Source organism: Paraburkholderia sp. BL10I2N1 (assembly GCF_004361815.1).
GTDB lineage: Bacteria > Pseudomonadota > Gammaproteobacteria > Burkholderiales > Burkholderiaceae > Paraburkholderia.
The window spans coordinates 2021142-2040212 of record NZ_SNWA01000002.1 but is presented as its reverse complement, the minus strand read 5'-3'; the positions used below and the strand labels follow the sequence as shown (position 1 = coordinate 2040212).

18 protein-coding genes and 2 pseudogenes are annotated in these 19071 nt (G+C 62.3%); 6 read left to right on the top strand and 14 right to left on the bottom strand.

The annotated features are described in order from the left end of the window. The first annotated feature begins 27 nt into the window (after positions 1-27). The gene (locus B0G77_RS31360) at positions 28-1038 is read left to right on the top strand and encodes a sodium:calcium antiporter (RefSeq protein ID WP_133665759.1); all 1011 of its coding nucleotides are present in this window, start codon (positions 28-30) and stop codon (positions 1036-1038) included. Between the two features lie 237 nt (positions 1039-1275). Then, positions 1276-2145, top strand: a complete 870-nt coding sequence (locus B0G77_RS31355) for a LysR family transcriptional regulator (protein WP_133665758.1) — start codon at positions 1276-1278, stop codon at positions 2143-2145. 47 nt (positions 2146-2192) lie between these two features. On the opposite strand, the gene B0G77_RS31350 is transcribed toward B0G77_RS31355, so the two are convergent. The 7 genes from B0G77_RS31350 to B0G77_RS31320 all read right to left on the bottom strand — a co-directional run bounded on the left by B0G77_RS31350 (position 2193) and on the right by B0G77_RS31320 (position 9874). Beyond that, complete coding sequence (locus B0G77_RS31350; protein WP_133665757.1) at positions 2193-3794, bottom strand: peptide chain release factor 3; 1602 nt, start codon at positions 3792-3794, stop codon at positions 2193-2195. A gap of 385 nt (positions 3795-4179) precedes the next feature. Continuing rightward, positions 4180-5625: an NAD-dependent succinate-semialdehyde dehydrogenase gene (locus tag B0G77_RS31345; RefSeq protein WP_133665756.1), complete on the bottom strand. Its 1446-nt coding sequence runs from the start codon at positions 5623-5625 to the stop codon at positions 4180-4182. Continuing rightward, positions 5622-6659 carry an aldo/keto reductase gene (locus B0G77_RS31340; RefSeq protein ID WP_133665755.1) on the bottom strand — a complete coding sequence of 346 codons (1038 nt, stop codon included), beginning with the start codon at positions 6657-6659 and terminating at the stop codon, positions 5622-5624. The genes B0G77_RS31345 and B0G77_RS31340 overlap by 4 nt, the downstream gene beginning before the upstream one ends. A gap of 89 nt (positions 6660-6748) precedes the next feature. Continuing rightward, entirely contained in the window at positions 6749-7273 is a 525-nt protein-coding gene (gene fae, locus B0G77_RS31335; protein WP_133665754.1) for a formaldehyde-activating enzyme, read from the bottom strand. Positions 7274-7886: 613 nt separating this feature from the next. Continuing rightward, positions 7887-8192 (bottom strand): H-NS histone family protein, encoded by a 306-nt coding sequence (locus B0G77_RS31330; protein ID WP_133665753.1) that lies wholly within the window; start codon positions 8190-8192, stop codon positions 7887-7889. A 111-nt stretch (positions 8193-8303) separates the two neighbouring features. After that, a complete protein-coding gene (locus tag B0G77_RS31325; RefSeq protein ID WP_133665752.1) occupies positions 8304-9503 on the bottom strand; it encodes a serine hydrolase domain-containing protein in 1200 nt (399 codons plus the stop codon). A 164-nt stretch (positions 9504-9667) separates the two neighbouring features. Beyond that, positions 9668-9874, bottom strand: a complete 207-nt coding sequence (locus tag B0G77_RS31320; RefSeq protein WP_133665751.1) for a hypothetical protein — start codon at positions 9872-9874, stop codon at positions 9668-9670. Between the two features lie 414 nt (positions 9875-10288). On the opposite strand from B0G77_RS31320, the gene B0G77_RS31315 reads away from it, so the two are divergent. Further along, the gene (locus B0G77_RS31315; protein WP_133665750.1) at positions 10289-11395 is read left to right on the top strand and encodes a helix-turn-helix transcriptional regulator; all 1107 of its coding nucleotides are present in this window, start codon (positions 10289-10291) and stop codon (positions 11393-11395) included. 26 nt (positions 11396-11421) lie between these two features. Here B0G77_RS31315 and B0G77_RS31310 read toward each other — a convergent pair whose 3' ends face one another. The 3 genes from B0G77_RS31310 to B0G77_RS31300 form a co-directional block, all read right to left on the bottom strand. Next, complete coding sequence (locus B0G77_RS31310; protein ID WP_133666957.1) at positions 11422-11634, bottom strand: hypothetical protein; 213 nt, start codon at positions 11632-11634, stop codon at positions 11422-11424. 126 nt (positions 11635-11760) lie between these two features. Then, entirely contained in the window at positions 11761-12234 is a 474-nt protein-coding gene (locus B0G77_RS31305; RefSeq protein WP_133666956.1) for a BON domain-containing protein, read from the bottom strand. Positions 12235-12350: 116 nt separating this feature from the next. After that, positions 12351-13796, bottom strand: coding sequence for a sigma 54-interacting transcriptional regulator (locus B0G77_RS31300; RefSeq protein WP_133665749.1), 1446 nt, complete (start codon positions 13794-13796; stop codon positions 12351-12353). 339 nt (positions 13797-14135) lie between these two features. Between B0G77_RS31300 and B0G77_RS31295 the strand changes: the two genes are divergently transcribed. Beyond that, the gene (locus tag B0G77_RS31295) at positions 14136-15536 is read left to right on the top strand and encodes a GntP family permease (protein WP_133665748.1); all 1401 of its coding nucleotides are present in this window, start codon (positions 14136-14138) and stop codon (positions 15534-15536) included. A gap of 63 nt (positions 15537-15599) precedes the next feature. On the opposite strand, the pseudogene B0G77_RS31290 reads toward B0G77_RS31295, so the two are convergent. The 4 genes and pseudogenes from B0G77_RS31290 to B0G77_RS31275 form a co-directional block, all read right to left on the bottom strand. After that, positions 15600-15896, bottom strand: a pseudogene (locus B0G77_RS31290) (sulfite exporter TauE/SafE family protein); the annotation flags it as partial. A gap of 62 nt (positions 15897-15958) precedes the next feature. After that, on the bottom strand, positions 15959-16390 hold the full coding sequence (locus B0G77_RS31285; RefSeq protein WP_133665746.1) for a YeeE/YedE family protein: 432 nt from the start codon (positions 16388-16390) through the stop codon (positions 15959-15961). Between the two features lies 1 nt (position 16391). Beyond that, complete coding sequence (locus B0G77_RS31280) at positions 16392-16826, bottom strand: YeeE/YedE family protein (RefSeq protein ID WP_133665745.1); 435 nt, start codon at positions 16824-16826, stop codon at positions 16392-16394. Positions 16827-16841: 15 nt separating this feature from the next. Continuing rightward, entirely contained in the window at positions 16842-17159 is a 318-nt protein-coding gene (locus tag B0G77_RS31275) for a metalloregulator ArsR/SmtB family transcription factor (protein WP_133665744.1), read from the bottom strand. Between the two features lie 86 nt (positions 17160-17245). Between B0G77_RS31275 and B0G77_RS31270 the strand changes: the two are divergent. Then, positions 17246-18106 (top strand): annotated as a pseudogene (locus B0G77_RS31270) (MBL fold metallo-hydrolase). Between the two features lie 185 nt (positions 18107-18291). Beyond that, positions 18292-18984, top strand: coding sequence for a glycine zipper 2TM domain-containing protein (locus tag B0G77_RS31265; RefSeq protein WP_133665743.1), 693 nt, complete (start codon positions 18292-18294; stop codon positions 18982-18984). Positions 18985-19071: the final 87 nt, after the last annotated feature.

The window sequence follows — 19071 nt, the reverse complement described above, 5'->3', positions numbered from 1 at the left end:
CCACTCACGCAGTGCAAAGGGGTGCGCATGACCTCGCTGCTCCTCGAACTTGCCGTCATGCTGCTCGTCATTCTCGTGGCGGCCGAACTCTTCACCAACGCGCTCGAACACCTCGGTGAACGGCTGAAAATCTCGGAAGGCGTCACCGGATCGCTGTTTGCTGCCGTCGGCACTGCATTGCCCGAAACCATCGTCCCCTTGCTGGCTATTGCTGGCGGCGCGACAAGCGGCAACGTCAACCAGGAGATCGGGGTCGGTGCAATTCTGGGGGCGCCGCTCATGCTGTCAACGCTTTCAACCTTTCTGATGACGCTCGCCGTGCTGCGTTCACGCGGCATCGCCGGACGGGTGACGCCGGAACGCACGGGATTTACACGCGACCTGAACTATTTCCTCTGCGCATTTTTCCTCGCCGCCGCTGCGATGTACGTACCGCATGAGCGGATGGCCGTACGGGTGCTGTTCAGCCTTGCGATGGTGGGTGTCTACGCTACCTATGTGGTGATGACGTTCCGCGCGTCGGACAAACTGGTCGCGGGTGGTCACGGCACCGAGGCGCCCGGCACCATGCTGCTGTCGCGCATCGGGCTGCCGACCCATCTCGCTACCATCGTCATCCAGCTGCTGCTTGCCGTGGCGCTGCTGGTCTGGGGCGCGGAGGGCTTCATTCACGGTGTGCGCGGGGTCTCGCAAGGACTCGGTGTTTCGCCGTTGCTGCTGTCGCTCCTGATCATCCCGATCGCGACCGAACTGCCCGAAAAGGTCAACAGCATCCTGTGGATCCGCCGCGGCAAGGACACGCTGGCATTCGGCAATATCACCGGCGCGATGGTCTTTCAGGGCACGCTGCTGCCCGCCATCGGTATTCTGCTGACGCCGTGGGAGCCGCGCGTCGAGGTCGTTACCGGGATCGTCGTCACGCTCGCAGCCGGCGCATGGATGCGCGTGAATGCGCGGGCGCAGGGGCTCCCGGTCTGGGCGCTGCTGATCAACGGCCTGCTCTACCTGGGCTATCTGATCGTCACCTTGAAGCGCTAGGTGCCAGGAATCAAAGGTATTCGTCGCACTGCGTCATGAAAAGTCAGCGCGCAGCGCTGAAACTTGCACGGACTGGCGGTAACATTCGCCCCGTGACCCGCTCTGCCTGCGTAACGCCTGCGGCATCGCAGGTCTACGCGACGGAAGGCCGCCGAACCATCGGGGCACACGCGGGTAGCGGAGACAAACCCATGCGGCGCGCCGCCGAAACTTCAGAAAATACAGAAGGACCAGAACATGCGGCGCTTGCCATCGCTGATCGCGTTGCGCTTCTTCGAGGAGACGGCTCGTCACCTGAGCTTCAACCGGGCTGCCACGGCGCTGTGCGTCACCCAGGGCGCGGTGAGCCGGCAGATCAAGATTCTCGAGGAGTCGCTCGGCGCGAAACTCTTCGAACGTGACCACAAAGGCATCAAACTGACCGCGGCGGGCCTGCAACTGCTGCCGTGCGTATCGGAGGCGTTCGACACGATCGAGCGCGGCACGCGGCAGCTCACCACCGGGCGCGGACGACGCCGGCTCGTGCTGTCGGTGCCACCCACGTTCGCCACGCAGTGGTTCTCGCCACGGCTCGGGTCGCTCGCCGTCGAGCTACCCGATGTGGAACTGTCGGTGCGCACCGAACCTACCGACGACTGTCACTGCAACATCCGCTTCGGTCGCGAAGGGTTACCTGACGCGCAGTCCGAGCTGCTGATGATCGAGCGCCACACGCTCGTCGGGGCGCCGAAACTCGCTGGGGAACCGCTGGAAGCACTGCTCGGCAAAATGCCGGCGCTGCACGTACTGCACAACGAAGCGCGACTCAACCTGTGGCCGGCGTGGCTCCAGACCGCTGGACTCCCGGCGCACTACGCGGAAGAAGGCATCGAGTTTTCGAACCTGCAGCAGGCGATCAACGCAGCACGCAAGGGCGTCGGCCTTGCGATCGTCGATCGCAACATGATCGTCGATGAGCTGGCGGATGAAAGTCTCGTGCGGATGTCGGAGATCGAGGTCAGCGGCCCGTTTGGCTACTGGCTCGATGTCGTGCAGCGGCATGCGGCGCTCGAACACGTGCAGGCGTTCGCTGGCTGGCTGCGCGAGGAAGTGCTGAAGATGGGTTGAAGCCGCCGGGCCGACCCGCGCCCGGCGTGGTACAGCGAGCGTCTACCTTACATCGCCTTCTTGAACGGCGCGCCGGAGTGCTCGCGCAATTCGTTGAAGACGATTTTCGGCCAGGCTTTCTGTGCAACCTCGATTTCGGAGATGTGCGAGGCGAGATACGTCGGCGCGTTGGATGCGTCGAGCGCGATCCGGGCGGCGTACGAATCCGTGAAGCGACGCAGTTCCGCGGCATCGTCGCAGGTGACCCAACGCGACATCCGGTAGCGTGCAGGCATGATCCGCACGTCCACCTTGTATTCCGTCGACAGCCGGTGCGACACCACCTCGAACTGCAGCTGACCGACCGCGCCGAGAATCATCGAGCCGCCGTGCGCCGGGCGGAACACCTGGATCGCCCCTTCTTCGCCGAGCTGCTTGAGCGCCTCGCCGAGTTGCTTGGCGCGCATCGGATCGACCACTTCGACGGTCTGGAAGATTTCCGGCGCGAAGAACGGCAAACCGACGAACTGCAGCATTTCGCCTTCAGTCAGCGTATCGCCGAGGCTCAGCGTGCCGTGGTTCGGAATGCCGATGATGTCGCCCGGATACGCTTCGCTGACCGTCTCGCGACGCTGCGACAGAAACGTCACAACGTTGTTCGCACGGAACGTCTTGCCGGAGCGTGTGACCTTCAGCGCCATGCCACGCTCGAAATGCCCCGAACACACGCGGATGAACGCCACCCGGTCGCGGTGCGCCAGATCCATGTTCGCCTGCACCTTGAACACCACGCCGGTGAACTTCGGCTCGTCCGGCTGCACCGGACGCTGGACCGTCATGCGCATCGACGGGGGGGGCGCCAGGTCGACCAGCGCATCGAGAATTTCCTTCACGCCGAAGTTGTTGATCGCCGAACCGAACAGCACGGGCGACTGCTCGCCAGCCAGGAACGCGTCGCGATCGAATGTCGGCGAGGCGCCCGTGATCAGCTCGACTTCATCCTTGGCGCGCGTCCACGCCATGCCGAAGCGCTTCTCGCCTGCTTCGTCGGTGATGTGCTGCAGCGTTTCCACCGCGCCGCCCGCCGTGTCCTGGCCCGCGCGGAACACACGGACCTGGTCGCGCTGGATATCGTAGACGCCCTGAAAGTCCTTGCCCATCCCGATCGGCCACGTGAACGGCACTGCCGCCACGCCGAGGTGCTGCTCGATTTCATCGAGCAGCTCGAGCGGCTCGCGCACTTCGCGGTCCAGCTTGTTGATGAACGTGACGATCGGCGTCTTGCGGCTGCGGCACACTTCCAGCAGCTTGAGCGTCTGCGCTTCGACGCCGTTTGCGCCGTCGATCACCATCACGGCCGCGTCGACCGCGGTCAGCACCCGATACGTATCTTCAGAGAAATCCTCGTGGCCCGGTGTGTCGAGCAGGTTGATCACGGCGTCGCCGTACTCGAACTGCATCACCGAACTCGCCACCGAAATACCGCGCTGCTTTTCGATTTCCATCCAGTCGGACGTCGCGTAGCGATTGCTCTTGCGGCCCTTCACGGTGCCCGCGATCTGGATCGCGCCCGAAAACAGCAGCAGCTTTTCAGTAAGCGTGGTCTTCCCTGCGTCGGGGTGGGAAATGACCGCAAAGGTACGGCGGCGTTTGAGTTCGGAGACTGACATCGGTGCTGGGAATCACGGTAGGGGTTCGAGCGCGCGCAAAGGCGGGCTGGTGCGTCGGCTCAGCCTGACGCGGGCGGCGAAGTGCGGGGGAATTCGGGGTCGACAGGGTCGAACCAGGTGGGAATTCCCGGCACAGAACAGCGCCGGGACGAATGATACACGTCATGGGCGCCCGCGTCGGGAAACGGGCGCCGGATTTCGGGCCGGCGCGGGGTTCGCACGGGGCGAGGGCGACGGCAGATCAACCTCGGCTGGCGTCGTTCAGCTCCTGTGTTTCGCCACTTTTGCTGACCTCTCAGACGGTCGAACGCGGCCGGTACAAGGCGACCGCCTGACGAGGCGCCGGCTTCGACCGCCCCTGAAGCCGACGCCTGTCCAGCGCGGGTCAGCGGCCAAGGCCACCCATCATCATGTACTTCAGTTCCGTGTACTCGTCGAGACCGTACTTTGACCCTTCGCGGCCGAGCCCCGATTCCTTCACGCCACCGAAGGGCGCCACTTCGGTCGACAGAATACCCTCATTGATACCGACCATGCCGCTTTCAAGCGCCTCCGCGACGCGCCACGCACGACCCAGATCACGCGTGTAGAAATACGCGGACAGGCCAAACGGCGTGTCGTTGGCGGCGGCGATCGCCTCTTCTTCAGTATGGAAGCGGAAGCACGCCGCGACCGGTCCGAACGTCTCTTCCGCGGCAATCAACATCGACTTCGATGCGTCCACCAGCACCGTCGGCTCGTAGAACGTGCCGCCGAGCGCGTGGCGTTTGCCGCCTGTCAACGTTTTCGCGCCTTTCTGCAAGGCATCGGCCACATGCGTTTCTACCTTTTTCAGCGCGGCCTCGTTGATGAGCGGGCCCTGCTCGACTTCGCCTTCCAGCGCATTGCCCACTCGCATCGCCTGCACGGCCTTCGTGAGCGCCTGCGTAAACGCATCGTAGATACCGTCCTGCACGTAGAAACGGTTGACGCATATGCACGTCTGGCCGGTATTGCGGAACTTCGAGGCCATCGCGCCCTGCACGGCGGCGTCAATATCCGCGTCATCGAACACGATGAACGGCGCGTTCCCGCCGAGTTCGAGCGACAGCTTCTTCAGCGTATCTGCCGACTGTTTCGCGAGCAGCTTGCCGACCCGCGTCGAGCCGGTAAACGACAGCTTGCGCACCACGGGCGATGCGGTCAGCACACCGCCGATCGCGACCGCGTCGCCCGATACGATGTTGAACACGCCCGCCGGAATGCCGGCCTGCTCGGCCAGCACTGCCAGCGCAAACGCGGACAGCGGCGTTTCTTCCGACGGCTTGAGCACCATCGTGCAGCCGGCCGCAATCGCCGGCCCTGCCTTGCGCGTGATCATGGCCAGCGGGAAATTCCACGGCGTGATCGCGGCGACCACGCCGACCGGCTCGCGCGTCACAATGATCTTCGCCTTCGGATTCGGGCTCGGGATCACATCGCCATAGCTTCGTTTGGCTTCTTCGGCAAACCATTCGAAGAAGCTTGCCGCGTAGCCCACCTCGCCGCGCGCCTCAGCGAGCGGCTTGCCCTGCTCGCGCGTCATGAGTTCGGCAAGCGCGTCGCGGTGTTCGAGCATCAGCTCGCCCCAGCGTTTCACGCGTGCCGAGCGTTCTTTCGCGGTCAGCGCACGCCACGCCGGCAATGCCTTCGCTGCCTCGGCAATGGCCTGCGCCGTTTCGGCCGCGCCGCCTTTCGCGACGTCCGCGATCAGCTCGCCGGTCGCCGGGTTGCGAACCGCATACGTGTTGCCCGGGGCGGCCTCATACCACTCGCCGCCGATGTAATGCCCAGTACGAAGAAATTGACTCATGCTGCCCTTCCCAATGTGTCGACAAACGCGCCCTGCGCGGCGCGCGGCTCACGCTCGATGCGCCGGCCTGCCGTGTAATCGTTGATCAGATCGCACGGCGTGTAGTTGCGTTCGAGTTCATGGAGTTCGTCGGCATCGAACTTCGTGTCGAGTGCCGCAAGCGCGCTGTCGAACTGCGCCGGCGTATCCGCGCCGACCAGCATGCTCGATACGCCGCCGTGATTCAGCACCCAGGCCTGCGCGATCTGCGCGGCGCTCACGCCACGCCGTGCCGCCACATGCGCCACCGACGCCGCGATTTCGCGCGATGTCGCATCGCCATACATCTGCGCGGTGAAAAAATCGGTCTGGTTGCGCGTGGAGTTCGGGTCGCTCGTCAGGAGGCCACGCGCAAGCGGGCTGAACACCGACACGCCGACGCCCTGATCGACACAGTACGGAATCATCTCGCGCTCTTCCTCGCGATAGGCAAGGTTCAGCTGCAGTTGCATGTTGATCGGCTTGTGCCAGCCGTTGCGCTCGCAGACCTGCATGATCCTGGCGAACTGCCACGTGTACATCGTCGACACGCCGATGTAGCGCGCCTTGCCCGCCCGCACGATGTCATTCAGCGCGCCCATCGTTTCTTCGACCGGCGTGTTCACGTCGAAGAAATGCAGCATGTAGATGTCGACGTAATCCATGCCCAGACGCGTGAGCGAGCCGTCGATGCCATCCATGATGTGCTTGCGCGAATGGCCGCCGGCATTCTGGTAGGTGCCCATGTCGTAACCGACCTTGGTCGTCACGACGATTTCCTCACGGCGCGCCAGCCGCTTGAGAATCCGGCCGACCACCTCTTCGCCCACGCCTGTCGAATAGAAGTCCGCGAGGTCGATAAAGTTGACGCCCGCTTCGAGCGCGTGACGCACGATCGGCTCGCTTTGCGCTTCGTCGAAAATCCAGGGCTTCCATTGCGGCGTGCCCATGTTCATCGTGCCGAGGCACAGACGCGAAACTTTGAGGCCCGACTGGCCCAGACGAATGTATTCCATGAAGCTGTCTCCTGTGTCCGCGACCGCGCTGCCGTTGCTACCCGCCTTGCACAGTGGCCGGGTAAGGCGCGCGATTCGCGCCGTGTCTGTTAGCGTTGTTTGGGGGTGTAGAACGGGTTCGACACTTCGCGTGCGGCGGCAAACACTTCGTCGCGATGCGGCAGGCCCTTCAGCGCGGCGAGAATCGCGTTCTTGCAGGCGCGGTAGTTGTTCTCGTAGACGGCGTCGAGATCGTCTGTCTTCGGATTGACCCAGTTCGCCGACACGACCACCCAGTCGTTTTCCGCTTCCGGCGGCAACGTGCCGTTTTCCAGCGACTCGGCGACCGCCTTTGCAATACCCGCCTGCGACGCGCCCCACGTTGCGTTGCCGTGGAAGTCGCCGTCAATCTGTGCCTTGTTCACATACAGCGTGAGCGGCTTGGTCGGCACACCCGGACGGGCGATCACGGCGAACGGCGCATGTCCGGCCGAAGGCGTCGCGAGCGCGGTCGCGAAGGCCTGGCCCGCCGGGCCGCTACGCGGGCCGACCAGCACGTTGATGTGCGCGAGGTTCACGCCCGGGCCTTCGAACCCTTCGCCGATATAGAGTTGCTTTTCCGTTGATGCGCTCATGTCTGTCCCGTCTTTGGGGGTGGTGGATGGCCGGATTGTGCTGCGCGCCATTCGGGACCATGAATCGATGTTTTGTGATCCGGGGTATGAGACGGGCTCATTTCCGGGTTTCCACTGAGTGCAGCGAAGGGCTCGTGGCGCGGGTGAGCGCAAAGGTGAGCGTTTTCGGGACCTTCAGGCCGACAGGCGTGCCAAGGTGCTTCAAAGGCAAAAAGTCATCGCGCTTTTCGGAACTGCCGCACGCGCATTTCAGCCGGGTACACCACGCTTCGCGACATTGCCGATGCCCGCCTTCGAGTCGCAGAACGTCATCGAACACACCCGGAAAGCCTTGTTTTATCAGGCTCTGCGGGTGTCACAAACTGAATGGAACCGTCATGCGCAGCGAAGGAATGCCATCCAGCGAGGTCGCTCGTTGCGACTACGGAGCTTTCCTTCGCCTTCGCGCAAATCATCAGGAATGCGTCGCGACGCGCGCTCGATGCGCGGATGCGCCGGACGAAAGGTGAGAGTTTTCGGGACTTCGGGAAGAGGTGCGGTAGAGCGCGTGTGAAGACTCACCCCGCACACAGGGGAAAAACGGCCGTTAGCCGCAGCCGCTCCATGAGAGATATCAGGTTTCGACCAGAAAGCGCTCGCGATTCTTGCCCGCGAGCCAGCCTGGCGCGCGCCCGCGTCCGCTCCATGTCTCGCCCGTCTTGGGGTTGCGGTATTTCGCCGGCAGCCCGGACTTGCGCGCCTTGCCTCTCGCGCCCTTCGTGCCTGCGGCCGGAAAACCCAGCTCTTCGGCGGTGATTTCGTAGTCGGCGATCAGTTGCTTGATCTCGGCGACTGCCTGCGCGACTTCCTTCTCCCGCGCGAGGGCAACCTCCTTGTGCAGCTTTTCGAGTTGCGCCGTCAATTGCTTGTAGCTGGCCATGAAGAAGAGCCTCCGTTCCGTTTCGATGACGACGGTGTGACTCTAACAGGCCTAAAAAGTGCCGGACAACTCCTGCGTCGCGGCGCGCGGAACCGGTGGATCCTCTCGGGATCAGTCATCGATGGCGTCGTACACGCGGCGCTCGAAGTCGACCACCATCGGAAACGGCTCGATCGAACGCCGCTGGATCAGCATGATCGCAATCATGTCCTCGACCGGATCGGCTAGCCAGCTGGTGCCGTACGCTCCCGGCCAGCTGAACGAGCCGACTGACCGGTAGCCGAGCGGAAGCTGCTGCGCGGCATCGTCGACGATGGAAAGACCGAGGCCGAAGCCCTGCCCCGCCCACAGGACGTGCCCGAAGGCCGGCTGCCGGCGCTGGTCACGGCTCAGAAAATTCGAGCGCATCAGGTCGACCGAGCGGTGCGACAGCAGCCGCGTGTCGTCCAGTCGCCCGCGCGCCAGCAGCAGCCGGGCGAACTGCAGATAGTCTTGCGCCGTCGACACCAGCCCGCCGCCGCCGCCCTGGAAACGCCGGGAATTGGCCCAGCGGCTGTTCGCCGGATGATCCTCGACGACGCGCTGCTTCGTCGCCGGATCGATCCCGTAAGCGGTGGCAAAGCGCCCAAGCTGCGCTTCGGGTACCCAGAAAGCCGTGTCCCGCATGCCTAGCGGCTCGAAGATGCGGGTGCGGAAAAAGTCGCCCAGCGACTGGCCCGTGATGCGCTGGATCAGCACGCCGAGGATGTCGGTTGCAATCCCGTAGTGCCAGCGCGAACCCGGCTGGAACATCAGCGGCAGCGTCGCGACGCGCGAGAGCCACGTGTCTGTGCTCACCTGCGATTCAAAGCCGTTGAAAACCGCCGAGTAGGCGTCGGCAAGCGGCCCCAGCGCGGTGAAGTGATAACAGAAGCCCGCGCGATGCGTGAGCAGATCGAGGACCGTGATCGGCGCGCGCGCCTCCACGGTCTCGTCGAGGGGTCCCGCGGGGTCGCGCAGCACCCGTGGTGCGGCCAGTTCCGGCAGCCAGCGGGCGACAGGCGCATCGAGCGCCAGCAAGTCTTCTTCGATCAGCATCATGATCGCCGCGGTGGTAACCGGCTTGGTCATCGATGCGATGCGAAACAGCGTGTCGCGCGCCATGGGCAACCTGTCGGCGTCGTCGCGATAGCCGAGGGCGTCGATCTGCGCAATTTCCCCGCGCCGCCAGACGAGCGTCACCACGCCTGACACTTCGCCTCGCTCGACATAGCCCTGCATGGCCGCCGTCACCTTCGCGAGCCGTGCGGCCGAAAATCCTGCGTGCTGCATGGGTCGTCCTCATTGGACGGCGTGTGCGTGGAGACACGACGGGCAATGCGGCACCGTCGTGACCCGGCTCGCGCCAGTGAACGGCGCCCGCGCGCCGCATGCCGGATTGTCACACGAGGAATACGTCGGGATGGGTGCGCCCGCGCGCATCGCCCGGAGCGTCGTCACTTCACCTGAATGCCGGTTTCCAGGACGCGCAGCGCTTCATTCAGGCGCCTCATCCGGCTCGCCTGCGACGGCACCAGCGACGCACTCAGCACGCGATCGATACGGTCGCGCCAGTACGACAGCGGAATGCGGTCTTCCCCTGAAAGCCGGGCAATGACATGCTCCAGATGTTCGATGTCTTTTTCAAGCTGGTGGTGATTCATTGTTTTTCCCCGGAAATGCGAACAAGACCATGTGTAGCGCATGAAACGTGCCGCTCAAGCTCATTTCTGCCGAAAGAGTAAATCCTGCTTCCCGCGTTCTTTTAAGTGCCGACCCGGGAAATTTACGCAGATACCGATTACACACGTCCTGGACGACGACTATAAGCCACACATTGTGACTGATCCGTTAGCCGCCGCACTGAAGCAGTCTGCTTGATGCGGCAAATTCCTGTCCATGAAATGCAAGATTAAGGACAGGTAATCCAGCTGTATATACCTCATCTGTGGAAAAGCAAAAAAGCGGAGCCCGCGGAATAATTCCTCGGCTGCGGTGGGCCGCGATATGACGGGGGCGTGGTGGACGAAGGCGAACAACGATACGACCGGCTTGTGCACAGGATTTACGATACCGTCATGGATTCGCAGGCCTGGCAGGCGCTATACGCGGAACTGGCGGCGCTCGTCGACGCGAAAAGCGTTCATGTAGTCGGTTTCGATAAACAGCATAACGCGTTGTCGTTTAGCGACGGATTTAATCTGGCCGCCGGCAGCGAACTCGGATACATCCGGCGTTATCACCGTATTGATCCACGACTTGCGTTGTGGTGGTCTCAACCGGTACTCAAGTGGTTACATTGCCACGAACATTTCGATGATGAATTCGTTCGCGGCAATCGATTTTTTCAGGAGTTTCTGTTACCCACCGAACGCCGTTATGCATCGTGCTGCAAACTCGTCGACGACGAGGCGGTTACTGTTTTTTTTGCCTGCCTGAGAAGCGCCGAACAAGGCCCTCTCGCTGAAGATGCAATTGCGATCCTTGAACGCCTGACGCCGCATCTTGCACGCGCGGTCAAACTGCAGGTTCAGCGCTACGTATTTTCAACCGATGCCCTCATTGGAGACGCGTTTATCAACCGTGGACTCCAGCCGGTGATTCTGTCAACCACCGAAGGCGAGTTGCTGCGGCTTAACGATGCGGCACAGCGGCTTTTGCAGAGCACGTCGATAGTGCGCGTCAGCGGCCGCAAGGTGCTGTTGCCGATGCCGTTTCAGCAGCGCTTCCTCGAAGACTGCGCGCAGACCGAAGCGCGCCTGCGGGTGGCCGATGCCAAAGTGCACGCCGACGCGTCGCGTTACCGGGTGATGCGCATCAACGACGACAACAGCCCCCCTCACGAGCACGCGCTGTTCGCCTTTTACAACCTGATCGTGCCGGGCAAGGTATCGGCCATGTTCGGCCTTCGGGCCATTGTCATGCTGGCCTTTTATCATCCGCCTTCGTCGCCCTCTGTCGACGAATCCCTGCTCGCCGCCGCCTTCGACCTGACGCCGGCAGAATGCCGGGTCGCCCATTTCCTCGCCGAAGGCATGTCGCCCAAGGAGATCGCAGCGCGTGTCGGCGTTCAGCACGATACCGTGCGCAAGCAGTTGCAATCGATCTACCAGAAGACGTCGACGAACCGGCAGCCGGATCTGATCCGGCTTCTGCTGCATCTGCCCGGAATAAGCAGCCTGTAGCGTCGCACAGGCGACTTCAGGCGGCCTCAGCCTGCCTTGCAGGCAAACAGCAGGGTGCGCACACCGCCGCCAGTAGTCTGACGCACGACGTCGAACGCGCCGCCGCACATGCCGCGCGCGTGCTGCATGCACGCGTCCCACGTGCCGGCTGCGGAACATTGGACCTGCGTCGTCGGCCGGCCATCCGGCGCGAAGAGCGGCGCGCTGCTGCGGCAGCCCGCGAGCGCAAGGGCGGCCATGACAGGCAAGACGCGCGCAGCGCGCCTGCCACCGGAAGAAAGAAAATGGTTGAGTTTCATCGAAAACCCGGATTGCTTTTTTGTTCTGTCGATCCTGCGATTTTGCCACGCGGCGGTGACATTGCGTCACTCCGGCGCGGCAAGCGTCTTGTAGGGAAGCGGCGCGTGCCGATCGGTCGTGACGCGCATGAAAACCTGTTCGACATCCGGGACCGCTTCAAGCCTCTGCTGTAGCGCGTGAGCATCGAAGGATGCCGGCGCGCAGCCCTCCGCGTACACGAAACGACGCTGCACCGTGATCCAGATGCTGGTGCCGTCGAGTCCTTTCGCGTCCTTGAACTGCGCATGGATCGCATCGGCGATCGGTGCGTCGTACATATACGAATTCGGCTTCGTGCATTTGTGCGCCAGCCAGCAGGTCGTGCCGCGCTCGACGCGGTAATGCGCATCGTCTTCCATCTGCACCTTCGTCATCAGTGGACCGAGCGGCAACGGACAATCGGCCATCGCATGCGACAGCGTAAGAAACGGATCGTTGTACCAGTTCTTGCGTTCGGTCGCCGATGTATCAGTCTGCTGCGCATGCAGCGATGCACTCATCACAAACAGCCCAGCCGCGGCACGCCAGCACTTCATGTGATTTCTCCGTTCGACGGGCAGCCCGCTTTGCCTTGCGGACAACCTGATGCGGCAACCGGCAAACAGCGCGCCTCGCTTTAAATCTCGATACCGTATGCCGCAACCTTCTTGTAAAACGTCGCGCGGCCCATGCCGATACGGGCGGCCGCTTCGGTCACGCGACCGCCGCTCGCGCGCAGGGCGTCACGCAAAAAGCGCCTTTCGAAGTCGGCCATCGCGTCGGTCCACGATTGCTGGCCTGGCGCTTCAGCAGCACCCATCGACGTAGCAGCAGGCTCGCGCGCCAGCGCCTGGGCGGGTCCGATGAAAGGCGCGAGTGCATGCGCGTCGATGCGCTCGCTGTCCGACAGCATCACCGCGCGCTCCAGCGTATTGCGCAATTCACGGACGTTGCCAGGCCACGCATACGAACACAATAGCCGCAACGCGTCATCCTGCAACTCGAAGTGACCGCCGGGCCCGCGCGATGACAGATCCTCGAGCGTCGCGTAGGCAAGCGATTCGATATCCGGGACCCGTTCGCGCAGCGGTGGCGCGTGGATCGTCAGCACGTTCAGGCGATAGAACAGGTCCGCACGAAAACGTCCGGCCGCGGCCAGCGCAGGCAGGTCTGCCGACGTAGCGGCGATGATCCGCACATCCGGGCGCACGATGCGGTTCGAGCCGAGCGGCTCGAACTCGTTATCCTGCAACACACGAAGCAATTTGCCCTGCAGCGGAATTGGCATCTCGCCGATTTCGTCGAGAAAGAGCGTACCGCCGTTGGCGAGCTCGAACTTCCCTACACGCCCCTTGCGATCCGCACCCGTGTACGCGCCCGGCGCCGCGCCGAAGAATTCGACTTCGAGCAGCGTGTCAGGAATCGCGGCCACGTTGACGGTGACTAGCGGTTTGTTGGCACGCGACGACGCTCCGTGGATCGCATGCGCAAGCAGTTCCTTGCCCGTACCGGTCTCGCCGAGCAGCAGCACCGGCGAGTCGAGCTGCGCCGCCCGCCGCGCCTGACGCTTCACTTCGAGACTGGCCGCACTGGTGCCGATGAAACTGGCAAACGTATATTTGGCGCGCCGCGCCTGCGCGAGCGACTGGCGCGTCGCAATCAACTCCTGCTGAACGCGCGAGTAATGTGAAAAGAGGGGCGTCAGCGCCTTGAGCTCGTCGAACAGCGCGAAACCGACCGCGCCCACCGTTGCGCCGGTGTCGTCCTTCAGCGGCAGACGCGTGACGACGAGCGGCTCGCGATCGGTCTCGAGAATATCGAGCAGGATCGGCTTGCCGGTCTTCACGACTTCGCGCATCAGGCTGTTGGGAATCACGGCTTCGCAGTCGCGGCCGATCGCCTGCTGCGGATCGGAGAAACCGAAGCGCGCCGCATAACGCTTGTTGATCCAGACGACGCGCGCATCGGCGTCGACGATAAACGTTCCTTCGCTGAAATTCTCGAAAGTCCTGAAAAGCGAATCCATCGCCCGGCGCAATACGTCGCCGTAGTTCTCGGGCAGGCCTGCCCAGTCGTTCATCATCCTGTCGCGGTCTCCGGATATATCTTCTTATCGTTCTACCTGTCTCAATCTGTGGACAGCTTATCTCAGTCTTGAGACCGGCGGCAAGCCCATCGATAAAGGCATCCGCCGAGATGAAGTGATTCATCAGGTCTTTTTCTGTCTCAAAACAAAGACGTTTCTGTACAATCGGTCGGATCGCGCGGCCGCCAGCCACCATCAGGACTTCGCAGCAGCGCGCTCAGGGCCCGTTTCACCGTGGGTCCCTGCTGCATGGCACAAAACCTGCGTACGCGAGCGCCGGCTCGCGGCGCTCCGTGTCTGGACCCGCGCGTACAACAACCAAGCTTTGGAGACTCAATGTCCTTTGTCATCGTCCTCGCCGCCCTGGCGTTCCTGATGTTCGCGGCGTATCGCGGCTACAGCGTGATTCTCGTCGCGCCGATCGCCGCCCTCGGCGCCGTCCTGCTAACCGATCCGGCAGCCGTTGCGCCCGTTTTCTCCGGCATCTTCATGGAGAAGATGGTCGGCTTCGTGAAACTCTACTTCCCGGTGTTCCTGCTTGGCGCCGTATTCGGCAAGGTGATCGAGCTGTCGGGCTTCTCCGAGTCGATCGTCGCCGCGGCGATTCGCTATATCGGACGCTCGCGCGCGAATGCGGTAATCGTCGCGGTGTGCGCGCTGCTCACCTATGGCGGCGTATCGCTGTTCGTGGTGGTGTTCGCGGTGTATCCGTTCGCCGCCGAGCTGTATCGCCAGAGCAATATTCCGAAGCGCCTGATGCCTGGCGCGATTGCACTTGGCGCGTTCTCTTTCACGATGGACTCGCTGCCGGGCACCCCGCAGATCCAGAACATCATCCCCACCACGTTCTTCAAGACGACCTCGTGGGCTGCGCCGTGGCTCGGCGTGATCGGCTCGCTGTTCATCATCGTGGTCGGCCTGACGTATCTGGAATGGCGTCGTCGCGCCGCGATGGCCACGGGTGAAGGCTACGGCACCGATCTGGTCAATGAACCGGAGCGCATCGAATCGAAGGCTCTGCCGCATCCGCTGCTGGCCATCGCGCCACTCGTGCTGGTTGGCGTGGCGAACTTCGTGCTGACGCGAATGATTCCCGAATGGTACGGCGCAAGCGTGACGGTCTCGCCGGACACGCTGCCGGGCATGCATACGCCGGTGACGACGTCGGTGAAGGCCATGGTCGCGATCTGGTCGGTGCAAGGCGCATTGCTGCTCGGTATCCTGATGGTCGTGGTGACGGCGTTTGGCCGTGTGAAGGAGCGGTTTGCCACCGGTACCAAGGCCGCCGTCTCAGGCGCATTGCTGGCTTCGTTGAATACCGCTTCCGAGTATGGCTTTGGTGGCGTGATCGCCGCGTTACCCGGCTTTCTGGTGGTCAGCAGTGCGCTCAAGAGTATTCCGAATCCGCTCGTCAACGCGGCTGTGTCGGTCAGTTCGCTGGCGGGGATTACCGGCTCGGCGTCAGGCGGCATGAGTATCGCGCTGGCAGCCATGTCGGATCTGTTCATCAAGGGCGCTGAAGCGGCCCATATTCCGATGGAAGTGCTGCATCGCGTGGTCGCGATGGCGAGTGGCGGGATGGATACCCTGCCGCATAATGGCGCGGTGATTACGCTGCTCGCGGTGACGGGGTTGACGCACCGGCAGTCGTATCGCGATATCTTTGCTGTCACCGTCATCAAGACATTGGCGGTGTTTTTTGTGATCGCGGTTTATTACACGACAGGGCTGGTTTAAGCGGGGTGGCCAGGGGCGGTGCCGAGACTGCGATCACCGCCCCGGCCGGGTAAATCCTCCAACCAGAGGGCCGTTCGGCAACCGGAGCCACAGCCCTATCGGCGAACTCAGGATGCCGGTAAGCGCAATAAAACCCGCTGCTCGATAACGGACGATACCGGCGCGCAGCCCGATGATTGCGCCCATTCCCGCAGACAGGCCGACAGCAAGTAAGGCTATCGGCGCAGCCTCGGCCACTTCGAGCCGAAGAACAAAGAGCAGCAAGGGGACTGCTACGATGGCGCCGCCAGCACCCGTCAGCGCCAGAATCAGACCGACAACACTTCCCAGGACCATACTGCCTGCAATCATGCTGTCCATTTGCCTGCCTTATAAAAACCACCGCACTTGCGCGGACGGCCCGCCAATCAGTGCGCAGCGAGTCAGGCCTGCTGCCGACTCAGTTTCGCGCGCTCGAGGAGCTCGAACACAATCATGCCGCCGAGCATCGCGGCCACAAAACCCCATGCCTTCGGAAAGCCAGCGCCCAGTGCGACCAGTGCGGGCCCCGGACAAAATCCTGCAAGCCCCCAGCCGACGCCGAACACCGCGCTTCCCAGTACAAGTCTCAACGTCACGTTGGTGCTGGCCGGAATCTGCATGGGCAGGCCTAGCAGGGATTTTTTGCGACGTTTTGCAAAGAGGAACGCGATAGAGCCGACCGCAATCGCACCGGCCATGACGAATGCGAGAGACGGGTCCCATCGTCCCGCGATATCGAGAAAGCCGAGCACCTTCGCAGGGTTGGCCATACCTGACACCATCAAACCGACGCCGAACAGCAGCCCGGAAATTAAAGCAGCGAGCAAACCCATCTCAGCCTCCCAGCAGATGTCTGGACACGAACACGGTCAGAAAACCGCTTGTCATGAATGTCGCCGTCGCAACAAGCGACCGGATGGCCCCCCGCGAGATGCCACAGACACCATGGCCGCTCGTGCAACCGCTCGCGTAACGCGTGCCGACGCCAACCAGAAATCCCGCGACAAGTATTTCGGTCCACCCAGCCTGGATATCAGGCGCTATCGGGCTGCCGACCAGACTTGCCAGCACAGCTGCTCCAATTAGCCCTGCAAGAAAAGCGACACGCCATCCCGCATCTTTCTGCGGCGCGCCTAGCAGGCCACCGAGAATGCCGCTGATACCAGCTATACGTCCGTTGAACAAGACAAGCACAGCAGCGGCGACGCCAATCACCAGGCCGCCAGTCAATGACAGGCCCGGCGTGAGACTCGCGATATCAATCGACATGAACCCTCCTCGTCTTCATTGGGCGCAAAACTGGTCGTACAGCACGTTCATGACCGCAATCGCTTCCTTGCTCGCGACGGAATAAAAGATGCTCTTTCCCTCTCGCCGTGTCGCCACGAGTTCGTTATCGCGAAGTACGCCGAGTTGCTGGGAGAGTGTGGGCTGACGTATCCCCAACTGCTCTTCCAGATCGCTCACACACGACTCGCCCTGGGATAACTGGCACATCAGCAGCAACCGGTCGGGATTGGCCAGCACCTTTAGCAGCGCACAAGCGTTCTCTGCAGAGGCCTGCATCACCGAGAGATCGATTGGGGCGGACTTCTTCCTCATCTCACCATCCTATGATTTGCACATACATATTATATTGAATTGTATATTATCTGTGAATATAATAAGTGACATCTAAGGAGGTCAGGATGCAGCCCATTGTTCAACCGTTCTTCGACCCAGCCACTGGCACGGTCACTTACGTGGTTTTCCAGTCCGGGCATCAGGAATGTGCAGCCGTTGACCCGGTTCTTGACTACGACCCCAAGGCAGGACGCACTTCAACGACGAATGCTGACAAGGTCATCGAGTTCGTTCGCCAGCGCGGCCTGAGAGTTTAGTGGATTCTGGAAACGCACGCGCATGCGGACCACCTGTCCGCAGCGCATTATTTGCGGGGTGAGCTTGGCGGCAGGATTGCGATTGGAGAGCACATTCGCACCGTTCAAGGCGCCTTCAAGAAGCTTTTCAATCTTGAGGCTGAATTCCGGCTTGACGGCTCCCAGTTCGACCATCTGTTTCGCGAAGACGAGACATTCTCGATTGGGGGCCTGACGGCGAGAGCGCTGTAGGTTCCCGGCCACACACCCGCGGACACGGCCTACGAAATTGGCGATGCGGTCTTCGTTGGCGACACGCTTTTCATGCCCGATGTCGGCACCGCGCGCTGCGACTTCCCCGGCGGCAATGCGCACACGCTCTACGGGTCGATTCGAAAGTTGCTGGGCCTGCCGGGCGACACCCGGCTCTTCATGTGCCACGACTATCCACCTGAGGGCCGACAACCCGAATGGGAAACCACAGTGCTCGCGCAGCGTGCGCATAACATCCATGTGCACGACGGCGTCACAGAAGAACAGTTCGTCAGCATGCGCGAAGCGCGTGATGCAACACTGGCGATGCCCGTTCTTATCCTGCCAACTGTGCAGGTGAATATTCGGGCCGGCGACTTTCCACCTGCCGAGGAAAACGGCATCCGCTATCTGAAGATTCCCCTAAACGCGCTCTGAGCATCCGATGCTTTAATCGCGTGCGTTTTTTTGTGCGCGGTGGGGGACACTGATTCCGGTGTCGAGTGAGCCTGGAGAGCGAGCGAGTTGGCACTCGTACAAATGCTTACAAAGCATCGTGCCGGCAGAGTACACCAGCTTCGCTGCTGCGACGTTATTGCAACTACATCCCAGCGGAGCTCGCAATGAACACGAACGTCACCTCGAACATGCCGCCGCGCGGTCGCATTCATCCCCTGGTCGCGGGTGCGGCGGTCGCCGTTATCCTCGCCAGTGCGACCGGCATCGCGGCGATGACCGGAATGCTGCCCACTTCACGAGCTATTACGGCGCCCACGACGCAAGCTGTACCGGCCGCCGCCCCAGTCGCCAGCGCGCCGGCAATTTCGCCGCAACCCTACGTTGAACAACGCGGGACGCAGGAGGCGCCGGCCCAGCCGCGCGTCCATCATCACCGTAGCGCTCAGATTGAGCAGGCTCCGAGGTACGCGAACAACGATACCTATCAAAGTCAGGCTCAACCCGCTCCAAGGCCAGTAGCAGTTGACCCGAATGCCGGGGAAGTTGTCGCCGTCAACGCAGTCCAGGAACCCGAGCCGACGACGGGGCTCGGTGCCGTAGGCGGCGCTGTCGCTGGCGGGCTGTTGGGAAACCAGGTCGGTGGAGGACGCGGTCGTGTTCTGGCAACGATTGCTGGTGCCGTCGGTGGCGGGCTTGCCGGCAATGGTATAGAGCATGCGGTGCGCAAGGCGACGACCTATCAGGTGCAGGTCAGAATGCAGGACGGCAGCTACCGGAATTTCACGTACCCGACGCAGCCGACGGTCCAGGTCGGCGAACGCGTCCATGTCTCGGGCGACTCCCTGACCGCGTCGTAATCGTTATCAGAACCGGCAGTACCTCATAGTGGGTTACTGCCAGTTACAGAATTGACATATCAGCCGCACCTGCTTTCGCGCGGCACC

Bases quoted from the DNA above. Each gene is read 5' to 3' on its own strand.
- B0G77_RS31360 (WP_133665759.1), top strand. From the start codon at position 28: ATGACCTCGCTGCTCCTCGAACTTGCCGTCATGCTGCTCGTCATTCTC.
- B0G77_RS31355 (WP_133665758.1), top strand. From the start codon at position 1,276: ATGCGGCGCTTGCCATCGCTGATCGCGTTGCGCTTCTTCGAGGAGACG.
- B0G77_RS31350 (WP_133665757.1), bottom strand. From the start codon at position 3,794: ATGTCAGTCTCCGAACTCAAACGCCGCCGTACCTTTGCGGTCATTTCC.
- B0G77_RS31345 (WP_133665756.1), bottom strand. From the start codon at position 5,625: ATGAGTCAATTTCTTCGTACTGGGCATTACATCGGCGGCGAGTGGTAT.
- B0G77_RS31340 (WP_133665755.1), bottom strand. From the start codon at position 6,659: ATGGAATACATTCGTCTGGGCCAGTCGGGCCTCAAAGTTTCGCGTCTG.
- fae (WP_133665754.1), bottom strand. From the start codon at position 7,273: ATGAGCGCATCAACGGAAAAGCAACTCTATATCGGCGAAGGGTTCGAA.
- B0G77_RS31330 (WP_133665753.1), bottom strand. From the start codon at position 8,192: ATGGCCAGCTACAAGCAATTGACGGCGCAACTCGAAAAGCTGCACAAG.
- B0G77_RS31325 (WP_133665752.1), bottom strand. From the start codon at position 9,503: ATGCAGCACGCAGGATTTTCGGCCGCACGGCTCGCGAAGGTGACGGCG.
- B0G77_RS31320 (WP_133665751.1), bottom strand. From the start codon at position 9,874: ATGAATCACCACCAGCTTGAAAAAGACATCGAACATCTGGAGCATGTC.
- B0G77_RS31315 (WP_133665750.1), top strand. From the start codon at position 10,289: ATGGATTCGCAGGCCTGGCAGGCGCTATACGCGGAACTGGCGGCGCTC.
- B0G77_RS31310 (WP_133666957.1), bottom strand. From the start codon at position 11,634: ATGGCCGCCCTTGCGCTCGCGGGCTGCCGCAGCAGCGCGCCGCTCTTC.
- B0G77_RS31305 (WP_133666956.1), bottom strand. From the start codon at position 12,234: ATGAGTGCATCGCTGCATGCGCAGCAGACTGATACATCGGCGACCGAA.
- B0G77_RS31300 (WP_133665749.1), bottom strand. From the start codon at position 13,796: ATGATGAACGACTGGGCAGGCCTGCCCGAGAACTACGGCGACGTATTG.
- B0G77_RS31295 (WP_133665748.1), top strand. From the start codon at position 14,136: ATGTCCTTTGTCATCGTCCTCGCCGCCCTGGCGTTCCTGATGTTCGCG.
- B0G77_RS31285 (WP_133665746.1), bottom strand. From the start codon at position 16,390: ATGGGTTTGCTCGCTGCTTTAATTTCCGGGCTGCTGTTCGGCGTCGGT.
- B0G77_RS31280 (WP_133665745.1), bottom strand. From the start codon at position 16,826: ATGTCGATTGATATCGCGAGTCTCACGCCGGGCCTGTCATTGACTGGC.
- B0G77_RS31275 (WP_133665744.1), bottom strand. From the start codon at position 17,159: ATGAGGAAGAAGTCCGCCCCAATCGATCTCTCGGTGATGCAGGCCTCT.
- B0G77_RS31265 (WP_133665743.1), top strand. From the start codon at position 18,292: ATGAACACGAACGTCACCTCGAACATGCCGCCGCGCGGTCGCATTCAT.